At 42.9% G+C, this 16514-nt stretch carries 12 protein-coding genes and 1 pseudogene; 9 read left to right on the top strand and 4 right to left on the bottom strand.

The window, feature by feature from the left end:
- Nucleotides 1-35: 35 nt before the first annotated feature.
- The gene (locus HY064_00670; protein ID MBI3509146.1) at nucleotides 36-1352 is read right to left on the bottom strand and encodes an aspartate kinase; all 1317 of its coding nucleotides are present in this window, start codon (nucleotides 1350-1352) and stop codon (nucleotides 36-38) included.
- A 253-nt stretch (nucleotides 1353-1605) separates the two neighbouring features.
- On the opposite strand from HY064_00670, the gene gldF reads away from it, so the two are divergent.
- The 6 genes from gldF (at nucleotide 1606) to HY064_00640 (ending at nucleotide 9066) form a co-directional block, all read left to right on the top strand.
- Nucleotides 1606-2337: a gliding motility-associated ABC transporter permease subunit GldF gene (gene gldF / locus HY064_00665; GenBank protein MBI3509145.1), complete on the top strand. Its 732-nt coding sequence runs from the start codon at nucleotides 1606-1608 to the stop codon at nucleotides 2335-2337.
- Nucleotides 2338-2349: 12 nt separating this feature from the next.
- Nucleotides 2350-4284, top strand: a complete 1935-nt coding sequence (gene gldG, locus HY064_00660; GenBank protein MBI3509144.1) for a gliding motility-associated ABC transporter substrate-binding protein GldG — start codon at nucleotides 2350-2352, stop codon at nucleotides 4282-4284.
- A 139-nt stretch (nucleotides 4285-4423) separates the two neighbouring features.
- Entirely contained in the window at nucleotides 4424-5545 is a 1122-nt protein-coding gene (locus HY064_00655) for a DUF4340 domain-containing protein (GenBank protein ID MBI3509143.1), read from the top strand.
- Nucleotides 5546-5751: 206 nt separating this feature from the next.
- Nucleotides 5752-6894, top strand: a complete 1143-nt coding sequence (gene dnaN / locus HY064_00650; protein MBI3509142.1) for a DNA polymerase III subunit beta — start codon at nucleotides 5752-5754, stop codon at nucleotides 6892-6894.
- 141 nt (nucleotides 6895-7035) lie between these two features.
- Nucleotides 7036-7806 (top strand): PorT family protein, encoded by a 771-nt coding sequence (locus tag HY064_00645; protein MBI3509141.1) that lies wholly within the window; start codon nucleotides 7036-7038, stop codon nucleotides 7804-7806.
- Between the two features lie 117 nt (nucleotides 7807-7923).
- Nucleotides 7924-9066, top strand: a complete 1143-nt coding sequence (locus HY064_00640; protein MBI3509140.1) for a hypothetical protein — start codon at nucleotides 7924-7926, stop codon at nucleotides 9064-9066.
- 183 nt (nucleotides 9067-9249) lie between these two features.
- Here HY064_00640 and HY064_00635 read toward each other — a convergent pair whose 3' ends face one another.
- Both HY064_00635 and HY064_00630 read right to left on the bottom strand, forming a co-directional pair.
- Nucleotides 9250-9606 carry a CoA-binding protein gene (locus HY064_00635; GenBank protein MBI3509139.1) on the bottom strand — a complete coding sequence of 119 codons (357 nt, stop codon included), beginning with the start codon at nucleotides 9604-9606 and terminating at the stop codon, nucleotides 9250-9252.
- On the bottom strand, nucleotides 9603-10883 hold the full coding sequence (locus tag HY064_00630) for an MFS transporter (protein ID MBI3509138.1): 1281 nt from the start codon (nucleotides 10881-10883) through the stop codon (nucleotides 9603-9605). The genes HY064_00635 and HY064_00630 overlap by 4 nt, the downstream gene beginning before the upstream one ends.
- Before the next feature lie 359 nt (nucleotides 10884-11242).
- Between HY064_00630 and HY064_00625 the strand changes: the two genes are divergently transcribed.
- Complete coding sequence (locus tag HY064_00625; protein ID MBI3509137.1) at nucleotides 11243-11962, top strand: T9SS type A sorting domain-containing protein; 720 nt, start codon at nucleotides 11243-11245, stop codon at nucleotides 11960-11962.
- A gap of 144 nt (nucleotides 11963-12106) precedes the next feature.
- Nucleotides 12107-13078 (top strand): DUF2279 domain-containing protein, encoded by a 972-nt coding sequence (locus tag HY064_00620; GenBank protein MBI3509136.1) that lies wholly within the window; start codon nucleotides 12107-12109, stop codon nucleotides 13076-13078.
- A gap of 125 nt (nucleotides 13079-13203) precedes the next feature.
- On the opposite strand, the pseudogene hrpB reads toward HY064_00620, so the two are convergent.
- Nucleotides 13204-15674: pseudogene (gene hrpB, locus HY064_00615) on the bottom strand (ATP-dependent helicase HrpB).
- 127 nt (nucleotides 15675-15801) lie between these two features.
- Here hrpB and HY064_00610 point away from each other — a divergent pair.
- Complete coding sequence (locus HY064_00610) at nucleotides 15802-16509, top strand: SGNH/GDSL hydrolase family protein (protein MBI3509135.1); 708 nt, start codon at nucleotides 15802-15804, stop codon at nucleotides 16507-16509.
- Nucleotides 16510-16514: the final 5 nt, after the last annotated feature.

Genomic DNA, 16514 nt, shown 5'->3' with positions numbered 1-16514 from the left:
ATGGTAACCGCTAAGGCGCAACGGAGCGAGGTTTATCAAAGATTGAATAATCCTTTGTTCAGTGCCTGGAGCGTTTCTTTTTTTCTGGGTGTATCAATGAGAATGGAAATATTATTTTCACTTCCGCCATAGGAGATCATGCGAATGGGAATATTTTTCAGCGAGTCGAAAACTTTCGAAGCATATCCCTGTTTGTCTTTGCCGAAAGTTCCAACAATACAAACGATGGTCTGATCTTTATCTACTTCCACGCTTCCGAAATTTTCCAATTCGGGAATAATGTCATTGAGATGAGAAGCGTTGTCGATGGTAACGGAAACCGCCACTTCGGATGTGGTGATCATATCGATCGGCGTTTTGTAGCGTTCAAAAACTTCGAATACAGAACGGAGAAATCCATACGCCAATAACATACGTGTCGATTTTATTTTGACTGCCGTGATCCCGTCTTTCGCCGCGATCGCCGTGAAGCGCTCGGCAAGAATATTATTTCCGATCACTGTTCCTTTCGATTCGGGCTGCATGGTATTGAGCAACGCAACCGGAACATTTCTCTTCTGCGCGGGCAACACGCAGGTGGGATGAAGGATTTTCGCTCCGAAATACGCGAGCTCTGCTGCTTCATCAAAAGTTAATTCGTGAATGGGAAAAGTTTTTTCCACGATGCGCGGATCATTGTTATGCATACCATCGATGTCGGTCCATATCTGAACCTGCTCTGCACGGATCGCTGCGCCAATGAGCGTCCCGGTGTAATCGCTGCCGCCTCTTTTCAGATTATCAATTTCACCGAATGCATTCCTGCAGATGTAACCCTGCGTGATGAAAAGATTCACGCCTTTGTGTTTTGCCAGTTGTTCCTGCAGATTTTTCTCGATGTAAACAAGATCGGGTTCATCATTTTCATCGATGCGCATGAAATTCAACGCCGCAAGCAGAACAGATTTTATTCCTTTTTCTTCGAGATAAAACTGCACGAGCGCCGTGCTTAGCAATTCTCCCTGTGCAAGAATCGATTTCTCTTCATTGGAAGTAAAAAGATCGATAGTGAAACTGCGGAGAAAATTAAAATGTTCCGACACCAGTTCATTTCCTTTCTGCTGCGCTTTGGTGGAAGAATAAAGTTCCTTTACTACGGTGCGGTATTTCGCTTCGAGCAATTCGATCTGTTTTCTCGCCGCATCATTATCTTTTGCATAAAGAGAATTGGCGATCTCCAGCAACGCATTCGTTGTTCCCGACATGGCAGAAAGCACCACGATCTTCGGTTTTTCATTGACAATAAGCGGAACAAGAGCTTTCATCCGTTCAGGACTGCCCACTGATGTTCCACCGAATTTGAGAACTAACATTGCTGATTTTAAGGAGCGAAATTACTCCAAAAACTATCATTTCATTATTCTAAATTCAAAGATTCAAGGATTCAATGAAAAGAAGACTCACTCCTTTAAAATCTTTGAATCTTTGAATTTTTGAATTATTAAATTTCATTGTGCAAAAGGATGTTAAAAGCTTCTATGCAAATCAAATCTTTCTACCGGATGAATCGTTATTTTTGAACCCGCCTGTTGATTCACCGGAAACAGAACGTCCCCGAAGGAAAATATGTATTCACTTTTTGCAAAAGAGATCCGAAGTTTTCTCAGTTCCCTCATCGGGTACATAGTCATTATTGTTTTCCTTCTCGCCATTTCACTTTTCATGTGGATCATCCGCGGGGAAAGCAATATTCTCGATGACGGCCGCGCCGATATGAAAACTCTTTTTGCGATTGCACCGTGGGTTTTTCTTTTTCTCATTCCCGCGATCACCATGCGTTCTTTTGCCGAAGAAAAAAGATCGGGCACAATTGAATTGCTCCTCACCCGCCCGCTCACCGACATCCAGATCATTCTCGCAAAATATTTTGCCGGATTCATTCTCGTTCTAATTTCACTTCTCCCTACGCTCGTTTATTATTACAGCGTGATCAAACTCGGAAGTCCGCAGGGAAATATAGATTCGGGCGGAACATGGGGCTCCTACTTCGGATTGCTGATGCTTGGTTCTTCTTTTGTGGCCATTGGAATTTTTGCATCTTCACTCACCGACAACCAGATCATCTCTTTTATTCTCGCTCTTGCCCTTTGTTTTTTCTGTTACATCGGGTTCGAACAGATCAGTTCGCTTTCACTTTTCGGAAAAGCAGATACGTTCATACAGTCCATTGGAATCAATGAACATTACAATTCACTTGCCCGCGGCGTCATTGACACCAGAGATGTGATCTACTTTATTACGTTCAACGGATTTTTCGTAACGCTTACCAAAACCATTCTCGAATCGAGAAAGTGGTAAATAATAATTTCATTGCGCACAAAAAGAAATAAAAGATCGGACATCATCAATCTCTTCCTGGGATTAGTGATCATTGTGCTGCTCAATGTGGCCTCACAATATTATTTTGTGCGCTTCGATCTTACACAGGAAAAACGCTACACGCTTGCGCCGACGACCAAGCAGATGCTGAAGGATCTCGATGACATTGTTTATTTCAAAGTTTATCTTGAAGGCGATTTTCCGCAGGGTGCAGGCGATTTCAAACATCTGCGTGATGAAGCGAGAATCATGCTCGATGAATTCCGTGCTTATGGCGGAGACCGCATCGCTTATGAATTCATAGATCCGAATGAAAATCCTAATCCCGCACAGCGCACCGCTTTCCAGACACAGCTTGAAGGAAAAGGGTTGAAACCGCATTCCGAACCATTCGTTGATGATAAAGGTGCGGAGACTGTGATGAAACTTTATCCATGGGCGATCGCGAGTTATAAAGGGAAAGAAGTGAAAATTCCATTGCTTGGAACGAATATGGAAAAGAGCGATGAAGAAATAATCAATCACGCGGTGGAAGGGCTCGAATATGAATTCACGAATGCGATTCGCAAATTACAGATGCGATTGAAACCGAAGATCGCGATCACGCAGGGACATGGCGAGGCCGATACGCTCCAGTTGCGCGATCTTGTGAATGGGCTTCGCGAATATTATGATGTCGATTTTGTTCCGTTTCACAATAACCTGGGTGCATTCCGCGATACGATGCAGGATGCAACGCAGATCGTGAATAAATATTCTGCCATCATTGTTGATTCTCCCGATTCTGTATTTACCGCGCAGGAATTATTTATTCTCGACCAGTTTATTATGTACGGCGGAAAAGCGCTTTTTCTCGTGGATCCGGTGTACACGGATATTGATAGTCTTGCGGCGACTTACCAGACACTTGCGATGCCGCGTAAACTTGGACTTGAAGATCTCACATTCCGTTATGGAGCGAGAATGAATACAACGCTGGTGCAGGATCTCTATTGCAGCGATCTTGTTTTACCAATGAGAGGAGGACAGTACCGCAAAGTGCCGTGGGTTTATTCACCTACCATTCTTCCGCTCGAAGATCATCCCATTGTAAGAAATCTTGATCGCATCAAATTCGATTTTCTTTCCACGATTGACACGGTTGGAACCACGACGAATGTGAAGAAAACAATTCTGCTGAAGAGTTCAGATAAGTCGCGCTTCATGCGTACGCCCGCACACATCAGCATAAAACTTGCAATTCTTCAGCCGCCCGATCAACGTATGTTTGATAAACCTGATCAGTCGGTTGCTGTGCTGCTCGAAGGAAATTTTGATTCTTATTATAAAAATAAATTTTTGCCCGACACCTTCAAGAACAGCAAGATCATCGGTTACAAACAACACAGCATAAAAGATTCGAAGATCATTGTTGTTGGTGACGGAGAAGTGGCAATGAATCCTGTGAAAGGAACAGAAACCGCCGATCTCGGTTATGACCTGATGAATTATCACAACCCTGTATTGTATGCAAATAAAACTTTCCTGCTCAACTGCGTGAATTACCTGTGTGATGACAAAGGAATGCTCGCGCTGCGTTCTCGCGAAGTAACGCTTCGTTTGCTCGATCGAGGAAAAATAAAAGATCACCGGTTGAAATGGCAACTGATCAATACGCTTGCGCCGGTGTTCATTATTATTCTCATTGGCCTTTATCGCGCATGGATGCGGAAACAGAAATATGTGTTTGATAAAAATTATCGGGTGATCGATACGGTCATTGTGAGTTTCGCAATCGGACTCATACTTTTCTTCTTTGTGAAATTATGGGTGGCGTTCATAGTTGCGATCATTTACTCACTGATCATTGTGCTCCTTCATAATTTCTCAGTACCAGCAAACAAAATGTTCCGCACTTCAATTGCCCGAATAAGAAGAAAAAAATGATCTTTCATTTACCGCACGTGAACCGTATCCATCCAGTTAATGCAAATATTCTTCCATTGGCAAGCAAGGCCGATTGCGATGGAACTTTATCGCGATATTTGAAAAGTACAACTCCCCTCTCATTTATTCTTCATTCCCTATGAAACGCAATGTATTCGCATTGGTGGTCGTGATCATTCTCGGAAGTTTCACTTTCTGGATGGTGATGCAACGCGACAGAAGTTCGATGAAAAAAGAACTCCGCGATTTTTCATTTGAAGATACTGCCCATGTCACAAAAATTTTTCTCGCCGATAAAGCGCTGAACCAGGTGACGCTCACCAAAGAAACTATGCCGGGCGGAAAAATAAAATGGATGGTGGACGGAAAATATGTGGCGCGGCCGGATGCAATTACACAATTACTCCGCACCATTCATAATCTTTCGGTGAAAGAACCGGTGGGACTCAAAGCGAGAGAGAACATCATCAAACAACTTGCAACCGGTGCAACAAAATGCGCGATCTACGTGGGAGATGATCTTGTAAAACAATATTACATAGGCGGCGCTACTCCCGACGAAACCGGAACCTATATGCTCAATTGCGATGTTTCAGATCCCGATGATATTCTGAATTCCACTGAACCTTTCGTGATAGAAGTGAAAGGGTGGGAAGGTTATCTCTCGCCGTATTATTTCACGAAGGAAGCAGAATGGAGAGACCGCACTATTTTTCAATACTACGCTCCCGATATCCGTTCTATAAAAGTGGAACATGCCGGCCATCCCGAAACTTCTTTCATTGTAAGCCAGGGCGCCGACGGAAAAAGTTATAATGTAACATCGCTCGACGGGAAAAAAATTTATTTCGATACTATTCCGGTCCGTCAATACATTTCCTATTTCGGAAAAATAAATTTCGAGAATTTTGAAACGACACTGAAACCGGAACACAAGGATTCCATCATGCATTCCCCGTGGGCACAACGCATCACCGTTACCGACGCCAGCGGAAAACCGAATGAAGTGCTGATGTTCATGAAAAAAAATGACGGCTTCATGCCGGACGATACTACTGCGGCCGCTCCCCCGCCCTTCGATCCCGATCACATGTACGGCATTGTGAACAACGGAAAAGATTTTGTGATACTGAATTATTTCGTGTTCGGAAAATTACTCATCGATCCCGATTATTTTTCGCTCGCTGCGCAGAAAGCAAAAGCGGATGAAGAGAAAGCAAAGATGGACGCAGCGCTGGGAAGAACTCCGAAGAAAAAGTAAAGGGAAGATTACAGCTATACAGATTGGGCGTGGTCATTGCGATCCCGAATTCATTCGGGAGAAGCAATCTTGCGCGTGAGCAATCTGTATATCTGTAATCTTCCCACCAAATTGTTAGTAATAAGTTAAAAAGTCGGTTTTTTTCATTCTGTGTTCGCCCTCAAAAGGGATAATTTTGTGATTCACTTTTTCAGAACCATTTTCCTATGAAATTCATTGTTTCCAGTTCATCACTTCTGAAGCAACTCCAGACACTGAGCGGCGTGCTGAATTCTACCAACACACTTCCTATTCTCGACAATTTTCTTTTTGAGATAGACAAAGGATCACTTACGATATCGGCCTCTGATCTTGAGACTACGATGACCACACATCTTACCGTGGAATCGAAAGACACGGGTAATGTAGCGGTGCCTGCAAAACTGCTCATCGATACGCTGAAAACTTTTCCGGAACAACCGCTCACTTTTTCTGTCGACAAAAAAAGATTTGCAATAGAAATTTCTTCCGATTACGGAAAGTACAAGATCACCGGCCAGAACGGTGATGAATTTCCGAAAGCGCCTACGGTTGACAAAGGTTCGAAGATAGAGATGGATGCTTCTGTACTTGGCCGCGCCATTGCAAAAACTTTATTCGCTGCCGGTAATGATGAACTTCGTCCCGTTATGTCGGGCGTGTTCGTTCAATTCGCGCCCGACAGTACGACCTTCGTTGCAACTGATGCGCACAAACTCGTGCGTTATCGCCGCACCGATATCAAAGCAAGCGGAAGCGCTTCTTTCATTCTTCCGAGAAAACCTTTGAATCTTCTCAAGAATGTTCTTGTAGGTGTTGATGGAATTATCCGCGTGGAATACAATGCAACGAACGCAAGATTCACCTGGGGAATTGCACCTGACGGAACCGTAGGGACAACGATGATCTGTCGCCTCATCGACGGAAAATATCCGAACTACGAAGCGGTGATCCCGAAAAATAATCCGAACAAACTTACTATCGATACGAATTCTCTTCTTGGTTCTATTCGCCGCGTTGCGATCTTCGCGAATAAAACCACGCACCAGGTGCGACTTAAAGTAGTGGGAAACGAATTGAATATTTCCGCGGAGGATCTTGATTTCTCGAATGAAGCTGCTGAACGTTTGACCTGTTCTTATTCCGGTGATGATATGGAGATCGGTTTCAATTCAAAATTTCTTGCCGAGATGCTCACGAATATCGGAAGTGAAGAAGCGCTCATTGAAATGTCGGCGCCGAATCGTGCTGGAATTCTTCTTCCATCGGTAAAACCAAATGCAGAAGAAGACACGCTCATGCTGGTGATGCCGGTGATGCTGAATAATTAGTCCTCGACTCGGGCCCGGACTGACAAATGCACCTGCCCGATCTGACACCAGAAATGAAAAAGACCGACCTAATCAGGCGGCTTTTTTCATTTCATCCCTGACAACCAATTTCCAATTTCTCCGTCTTGAAATAAAAACCCCATGATAGCCCGTTCACTTTTTATTCTGCAATTCATTTTTCTTTCGGCAAAAATTACATTCGCGCAGGTTGAATTTTCTTTCGGGCCGGAAGTCGGAGTCTCCACTGAATTTCTTTCGCGAGCCGGTAGAATTTATACCTCATCACAATATTCTTCAGACAAAACTTACTTCACGCGACCGCTCGCAGGCGTGGGAACTGAATTTACAATAAAAAAGCATTTGCGTTTTGGAACAGGAATTCAATATGAACTGATAGGATACCACGAGCAGATTACGAATAGCGGACAGGATAATTCCGGAACCTGGAACCGTGAAGAGAATTTCGAAGAACATTTTACGAAACTCTGCATGCCGGTCACAGCAGGATTTGTTTTTCAGGTGAATCAATTACGTTTTCATTTATTTGCCGGTTACCGTTTGAATTATTTTGTGAATGGAAATTATCATCACGATTATACTTTGAATTCCAGCAACGATTCTCTTGATGATTATTTTTCAGAAAACACTGATCCATTTAGTAAATCGAATGTGCTTCCTATGACACATTTTCATTCGCAACTCTGCGGCGGGCTTTCAGTAGCGTGGAAGAATTTTGAATTTACGGCAATGTGCAACCGGGGAAGGCCTTTGTATTTTTCAAAATATGTTTACATCATGTGCATGCCGGGAGAGCCGTCGATGCAGAATGACAATTACACTTTTACAGTACGTTACAATTTTACCCGGCTCAAGGAAAAAGCAAAAGAAGTAGTTGATTGTCCGCATTATTGACTTCCGTATTTTTATGTTGGTCTGAATGACGAAGCCGGGTATGGAAATTGCCCGGTAAAAGCATCGTATAACCAGCGCACATCTTCTCGGATCCATTTCTTTATGCGGAATTTTTTCATGTTTATTATTTTTTTCATTCCCGCGGTCACGCAGGCGCAGGACAGCGCGTATGTGCGGATGCATGCGATCCGAAAACAAACTGAAATAAAAACTATTTATGATTGCACCACTTCAAAAACCGGGTTACTCGATTCTACCGTTACCTGGTACAACAAGCCGGGATTAACAGACAGTGTCATTTGTTATCATGCAGATGGAAGTGAAAAATATTCTGAAAAATATTTTTATTCCGATAATTACCGTTCTTATACATTTATCTACCGCGATTCATTGACCGTGCGCACAAAGGAAGTAATCACAAAGTACGATGATCGCAACCGCATCACTGAAGAAAAAATGATCATCAACAACGAACTTTTTTCGCTCACCTCTTATTCTTACAACGCAATGACCGTGACGAGCAGGGAAACTTCTCACAGCGGACAAACTGAAGTAAAAAAAATGACAATCGATAGTATGCATCGTCTCTTAAGCGATTACCATTATGGGCCGAATGGTGAAGTGATCTCAGGCGAAAATTATTTTTATAAAACGAAATACAACAACCCGAATTACAGGGTAAAAGTAACCGATCAGCACGGAAAAGTTGTGCGTTACGATCATTTCCGTTACGACCGGCATAAAGACCCGGTGTATTATAACACAACCCAACCGGATTACTATTGCACGGTGGAGGAAAAATTCAACAGCGAGCATAAAATAATTTATGAACATTTCGTGACCACAAGGCAGGAAGGTTACCAGGAATACTCTTACCAATACGATACTGACAGCAGTTACGTGGTTACACTTCTTTCCAATAATTCGGATCACCCGGATAAGCCGGAAAAAAACTGGGTGGGATCAAAAACAGTTTACTATTACGACAGGAACGACAAGGAACTTACATTCGAACGCTGGAAGAACGGAAAACGTTTTTATCATGCCGACATTAACCAGGACAAAAGAGAAAATGAATATTATTTTTCTGACAACGGAGACACGTTAAGTTCAGACGTTTATTTTTATTTTAAAAACGGCCTCGCGCACACATTCACAAGCACGCAATACGCTCAGGCGATTGACGACGAATTTCATCCCACACATGTTCCACAAACAAAAGCGGTGACAAGGTGGGAGTATGTGTATTGGAAAGAATAATTTTTTGGATTCGAAGAAACAGAATCTGTTATGAAGATCGGGTGAGTACGAAATACAAAAAGTTTACTAAAAGTTACGTCATGCAGATGAATACGAAATCTGTGTTCCCCAATAGACTTTTTCCCGAACGCGTTCGGGATTTCGTATTACGTAACTTTTAGTAAACTTTTCGTATTTCGTACTCTAGTAAATTCCGATACTCAACATCACCAGCGTACACGCTTCCACTACTTCAATATTATTTTCCCTGCACATTTTTTCAAACTCCGGGTTCTCTGCGCCGGGATTGAAGATCACCCGTTTCGGTTTCAATGAAAGAATATAATCATACCACTCCGGTAAATTTTTCGGTCCTACATAAATCGTTACCGTGTCAATGTTTTTTATTTCCGGTTTACCGGTAAGAATTTTTACACCACGTATCTCTCCTTCTTTTATTCCCAACGCTACCACTTCTTCGTTGTGATTCAAAAGTGAATTCACGGCACGAAAACTATACCGTTCCGGATTTTCGGAAGCACCAAGCACCAGTGTTTTCATTCGACAGGTTCTAAATAATCCAATTCCTTACCATAGGTTTCTTTCAATTGTGTCGTCGCGAAAAATGCAAGGGCAATTACAATTGCCCCAACAATAATTGCACCTTTCATCGTTCCATCCTTCGCTGTGCCGAGAGCCGCATAGCCGAATGCCATGAGCGGTAATGCACCGCGCACAAAATTCGGTGCAGTTGTAGAAACTGTTGCGCGAAGATTGGTTCCGAATTGTTCGGATGCAACCGTGATGAAGATCGCCCAGTATCCTTGTGCAATTCCGAGAATAAAAATGATGAAATAATAAAGTGACAGTGAAATTCCGGAGGAATAGAAAAATGCGCCGAGCGAGATCGAGAGCATCGTAAGCGAAATAATGAGTGCTTTCTTTCTCGACTTCAGCCATTGCCCGAGAAATCCCAATAGGAAACTTCCGGCCGATGCACCGATGTAATGATACAACACGGCCTTAGCGCCGATCTCATCAACAATCTTATTTCCATGTATATTCTTTAAAGGATTTCCATTTGCATCGAAGATCCCTTCAACGTGAAAAATATTTGTCGCAAATTTTTCCGCGCCCGCGATCACGATCCCGATCACGAACCAGACAGGAATTCCAATGAGAATACAATAAATATATTTCATCGTTCGATTTCCATTCGTGAATAAACTGAAAAAATTCCCCATCGCCACATTATCTTTTTTCGATTTGTGAAACAGGGAACTTTCACTTACAGACATCCGCATCACCAGCAACACGAGCCCGAGTACTCCGCCTGCCCAGTAAGCCTGTCTCCATCCCAAATGTTGTGATATAACATAACCCAGCCCCGCACCGGCAATTCCTATTCCTGCAACAATCGATGTCCCGTAGCCACGTGTTTCTTTCGACATGAGTTCTGAAACCAATGTGATTCCGACACCGAGTTCGCCGGCAAGTCCGAATCCTGCAATGAAACGCAATCCTTCATACTGATGAAGTGTCTGCACAAAACCATTCGCAATATTTGCAAGCGAATAAATGAAGATCGTAAAAAATAAAGTTGAAAGTCGTCCTTTTTTATCGCCAAGCACACCCCATACAATTCCCCCAAGGAGCATTCCGAACATCTGGAAATTCAGAAGAACAGGGTATTGATCTTCCGGAATATGAAGTTCATTCAGCGAAGATTTTTTTACGAAAAGAAAAAGGATCAGATCATAAATGTCGACGAAGTAACCCAGGCCTGCAACGATGATGAGCAGAATGACCTGCCGGGTGTAATGCGATTCTTTTTTCATAGAGAAATGATGCGTAAAGATAAGGGATTGGTTATGAGTTTTGAATTTTGGGTTTTGGGTTATGAATGAATTTAAAACATTACCCCGTTACCTCAATACTCCAAAACCCCGATAGCCAATAACTCCTCTGTGAAGTCACACAAAAATTCCATTCCCTCCTCTCATTAATGAATATTCATTTGCAATTTCTCAAGCTTAACCGGACATTCCGGTGTATCATCAAAAATCAAATGGCCCGATTGTTTCAACATTTGTTCTCCGGAATCCTGCTGGTCATTTTTCAAGAGTAAAAGTGAAGCCGGATGAAACATCCCGGAGCGATTAGTAAAATCTGCTTACGGAACTAAACTCAAAACAAAATGAAAACAAAAATTTTACTTGTAATCGCCGCGCTTGGACTCGGCCTCGTGAAACTATCTGCGCAGGATCTCTTACCCGGCATCAATTACAGTTACAATCCGCCCGGCGCAAACGGGATCATCACGAATATCACCATTGATGTTCTGAACAACGATGCGAATGCTGCCGGTTCTTTTGATGTAGCTATGTATCTCTACGATCCGAACACCACAAATTACTGGATCATTGGTACGCAGAATATTCCTTCACTCTCGGGAAATTCACTCATCACGATTTCCAACTGGAACATTGACATCAATCAGACATCGGGAATTCCTGCGGGAACTTATCGTCTCGGTGTGTGGACTGATTCGAACAGTGCTATAACGGAGACCGATGAAACTAACAATGCAGGATTACTCGCGGGAAATATAAATTACACACCAAATGCAAGTGGAATTTCGAATGCAATATTACCAGATGAAAATGCGACTCTTTATCCGAATCCGGCGAATGAAAATGTTTCTGTGAATTATTCATTGACAGAAAACAGCGCCGTTGAAATAAATATTTTCGACGATGCAGGAAAACTCATGATGCGTGCGAATGAACCTGGAGTTCTTGGCGCAGGAGACCACAAAACAGAGCTGGAAACATCTTCACTTCCTCCGGGAATTTATTTTGTGAAGATTATCGCAGGAGGATCAGTGATCACAAAAAAACTTTCTGTGATGCATTGATCTTTTCAACCGAAGACCCACTCTCCCCGGTAATTGATTTTATCGGGGATTTTTTTGCGTAAATAAGAAAGGCAGAAAAGAAGAATTTGAGAATAAAAATGCCCTGTTAACTCAGCTATTCTTTCATTCCCTTAACTTTATGAAATGAGCCGAATTGCATTATTGCTCTTCACTGTTTTATTTCTGAATTTTTTCGCTGGGGCGCAGGACGTGGAATTTCCACGATGTGGCGGAGACGTTTATGCCAGGCCGGAAAATCATATCGATACATTTTTTAATCCTTCAAAAACTTTCAATAAAAAAAGAGCGATCGGAATTTTTTCTTTCGAACTCGCTGGCGGCGGCGGATCGCTCATTGCTTTGCAAAATGTATGGTACAAAGATTATCCGCGTGAAAAATTTCATTACTTCAATGACAACGCCGAGTGGATGGGAATGGATAAATGCGGACACATCACTGCTTCGTATGAGATCGGCCGTTACTGCACCGATCTTTATTACTGGAGTGGAATGAATTTCAGGAATTCAACTTTGCTTGGCGGACTGACGGGTTTCACTTACCAGGGTGTACTTGAAATTTTCGATGGTTATTCTTCGGGATGGGGATTTTCATGGGGAGACATGGCTGCGAATGCGGGTGGCTATTTTTTATATGCAGGGCAAAATATTTTTTTAAAAAAACAATTCATCACTCCGAAATTTTCTTTTTCTAAAAGTGGTTATGCCCAATATCGCCCTTCATTGCTTGGCGAAAATTTTTCTTCACAACTCTTCAAAGATTACAACGGGCAGATCTATTGGGCGTCGGTAAATATTTCTTCTTTTATTCCCGGCGAAAACAGGTTTCCTTCCTGGCTGAATATTGCGTTCGGTTATGGAGCAAACGGAATGACGGGGGCAAGAACCAATCCTCCTTACTATTCTGCGAATGGAAATCTTCTCACTTTCCAGCGTTACCAGCAATTTTATATTTCTCCCGACATCGATCTCTCAAAGATCAGAACTCATTCCCATTTTCTTCATACTGTTTTTGTTGCTGTTGGATTTCTTAAAATTCCTGCTCCGGGCATGATCTTTGAAAATGGAAAAGTAAAATGTCAATGGATCGCTCATTAAACCTGAAATAAAATGTCGAGATCAATTCCTGTTTTCGCGCTGCTTCTTTTTCTTATGAGCAGTTTTTCTATTTATAAAAAAGATAAACTTCCACAATGACAATTGACCAAAAACTGCAGGTGATGTTATTTTCTTTTGACTCCTCTAACCGCAACAGCCGTTAGCGGATCTTCAGGCCAGGAATGTTTCGGGTAACGTGAGCGAAGATCTTTCCGCACTTCGGAGTATGTATTCTTCCAGAAACTTTCAAGATCCTGCGTAACCTGCACGGGCCTGTACGCGGGCGAGAGGAGATGAATGAGCAATTTTATTTTTCCGTTGTTGATGGACGGCGTTTTTATCATTCCGAAAATTTCCTGCAAACGTACCGCGAGCACCGGCGCACTTCCATCATCGTGATATTTAATTTTTATGTGCGATCCGCTTGGTACGGATAATTTCTGCGGCGCAAGTTTTTCAAGCAATTGTTTTTCTTCGTAGGAGAATCTGGCTGAAATTATTTCCAGGAGATTTATTTTCAGAAGATCGTTCTTTGTTTTTACATGTTGCAGGTAAGGAGCAAGCCATTCGTCAGAGGTCAAAACAAGATTTTCCATAGAAAGATCCGGCCAGTTTTTTGATGCATTCCATTTTCGCAGGCAGATCACTCTCGATGTAAATTCAAGAAATTCTTCTGAAATATTCAACAACTGCATTTCACTTTTTTTCACCGCGTCAATGACAAGTTTTATTTTTTCTTCTTCAGGGATCGTTTTCAGAATTTTTTTTTCAAGAATAATTTCCCCGAAGCGGAGTTCCGTATGTGCGACCAGCTCTCCTTTCTTTTCATCCCACTCCACTACCCGCTTCTCCTGCGCGAGGTGTGCGATCACTTCCGGGTCAAGCGCCGCAGCGAGAAATATTTTTGCTTCTCCTTTCATGCCGGCATCAAGTTGCGCAATGGAAATGTATTCTTCATTTAGCAGTGCATCGTGTTCGGGAAGAACCGCAATCCTTCCATTAGCGAGACGGTATTTTTTCCCCTCCATTTTTTTGCAATGCGTTCCGGGTACGCACACGCGAGCAATTCTCCGGCTGAAGAATTATTTTTTTCTGAAATACTATTTTTTAATCCAATGATACGTTTCCAGTTTTCTGATCCCCTGTTGATCTGTTCGAGACGCCGTTTGTCTGCATTCACCATTTCCCGTTTTCTCCATTTCTCCAGTGATTCTATCCTCAAATGAATATCTGCGCCACTTCCTGCTGGTAATGGATCGCGTTCTTCAAGAATTGAAACGAGATCGCAGGAAAATTTTTCCGCGTGAATCTCTTTTGCATGCAAGAGCATATTGGCGATCCGGGGATGAGCGGGAATTTTTGCAAGTTGTTTTCCCTTCTCCGTTATCTTTCCATTTTCGGTCGCACCGATTTCTTCCAGTAATTCTTTTGCCTGCGCCACCGCGCCTCGCGGGGGTACGGTGATCCACGTGAGCGAAAAAATATTTTCATTTCCCCATCTCATCACGTCGAGCAACAAGGAGGCAAGATCACTTTCTTCGATCTCCGGCGCACGATGCGGAATAAGATGATGGTCGAATCCTTCACTCCACAACCGGTAACAAATTCCGGGGCCGAGTCGTCCGGCGCGCCCCGCACGCTGATCCGCACTGTCGCGCGTTACGCGAACTGTTTGCAGTTTTGTCATTCCCGAAGATGGATCGAATCGCGGCACACGCGCAAAACCGGAATCAACAACAATTTTTATTCCTTCGATCGTTAAACTTGTTTCCGCAATGGAAGTCGCTAGAACAATTTTTCTCCGGTCATTTTTATCCGGTTCTATCGCTTCCTGCTGCTTCTGAATAGAAAGATCGCCGTACAATGGAACGATGAGCGCACCGGTGTTTTCCTTTTCAAGATTTTCAATTGTGCGGAGAATTTCCCCTGCCCCCGGAAGAAAAACAAGAACATCGCCATCGTTCTCGCGGAAGGACTGCCTCACTAATTTCGCTGTTTGAACCGGAAGTGGAATGTTTTCCTCATAAGAGTTGTACTTAAACACAACCGGATGCCGGCGTCCCTGGCTCGTGATCACCGGCGCATGATCAAGCAGAGCAGCTATTTTTTCTCCGCTGATGGTAGCCGACATGATAAGAATTCTGAGATCAGGCCGGAGAATTTTCTGCACTTCGAGGCAAATCGCCAGGCCAAGGTCGGCGTGAATACTTCTCTCATGAAACTCATCGAAAATGACGAGGCCCACATTTTCAAGTGAAGCATCATCGAGCAACATGCGGGTAAGAATTCCTTCGGTAAGAATTTCAATTCTTGTCTTCTCACTGATCTTTTTTTCAAATCGAATCCGGTAGCCGATCGTTTCACCGCTCTCTTCTCCAAGGTGCGAAGCAAGCCGGGCTGCAACAGTTCTTGCAGCAAGCCGCCGCGGTTCGAGCATGAGAATTTTTTTTCCATCAAGCCAATTTTCATTCAGCAACTGCAAAGGAAGCCATGTACTTTTTCCTGCACCGGGTGGTGCTTCAAGAATAACAGTATTGCCCGAAGAAAGTTTTTCTTTTATCTCCGCAACTACTTCTTCGATGGGAAGGGAATTCATTTTGTAAAGATAAGCGCTATTCAAAATTCAAAATTGAAGATTCAGGATCAAATAATGCTATAAACAATTTTGAATTTTCAATCTTGAGTATTGAATCCGCGCGATCTGAAATTTCGTATATCTTCACATGAAACAAATTCTTTTCCTTCCGATACTTGCCCCGATCCTGCTCACGAGCTGGAGTTGCGATCCGAAAAATAATTCCATGAACACTATTGATTCTTCTTCTGTTCGATATGTTGCGCTTGGCGATTCCTACACAATTTGCGAAGGTGCTACACGTGATGAGTCGTGGCCGTTGATCATGGCGAATGAAATTTCATCGGATAAAATAAAAGTGGATCTTGTTGCAAATCCTTCGCGCACGGGCTGGACCACGCAGGACCTGATCGACAATGAACTTTCTGTTTTCGATGACAGCAAAGCAGATGTGGTGACGCTGCTCATTGGTGTGAACGACTGGGTGCAGGGAGTGAGTAAAGAAACTTTTCATTCTCATCTTATTTTTATTCTCGATCATCTCCAGGAAAAACTTGCTAAGAAAAATAATATTGTGCTTATTACCATTCCTGATTTCGGAGTAACACCCACTGGAAAATTATATTCGGGCGGAAGAGATATTTCTGCGGGAATTTCGGAATTCAATAAAATTATTTCGGAAGAAGCAGCAAAAAGAGAATTGAAACTCGTTGATATTTTTCCTGTTTCAAAAAATATGGGAAGTGATGATACGCTGATCGCCGGCGATGGGCTTCATCCTTCGGCGAAAGAATATGCAGTGTGGGAAAAATTGATTGCGCCTGTGATGAAGGATTTGTTGGAAGGGAAGTACTAAGAGGC

Source organism: Bacteroidota bacterium (genome assembly GCA_016194975.1).
GTDB lineage: Bacteria > Bacteroidota > Bacteroidia > Palsa-965 > Palsa-965.
The sequence above is the reverse complement of the archived record's forward strand: the minus strand, read 5'-3'. Positions and strand labels throughout refer to the sequence as shown.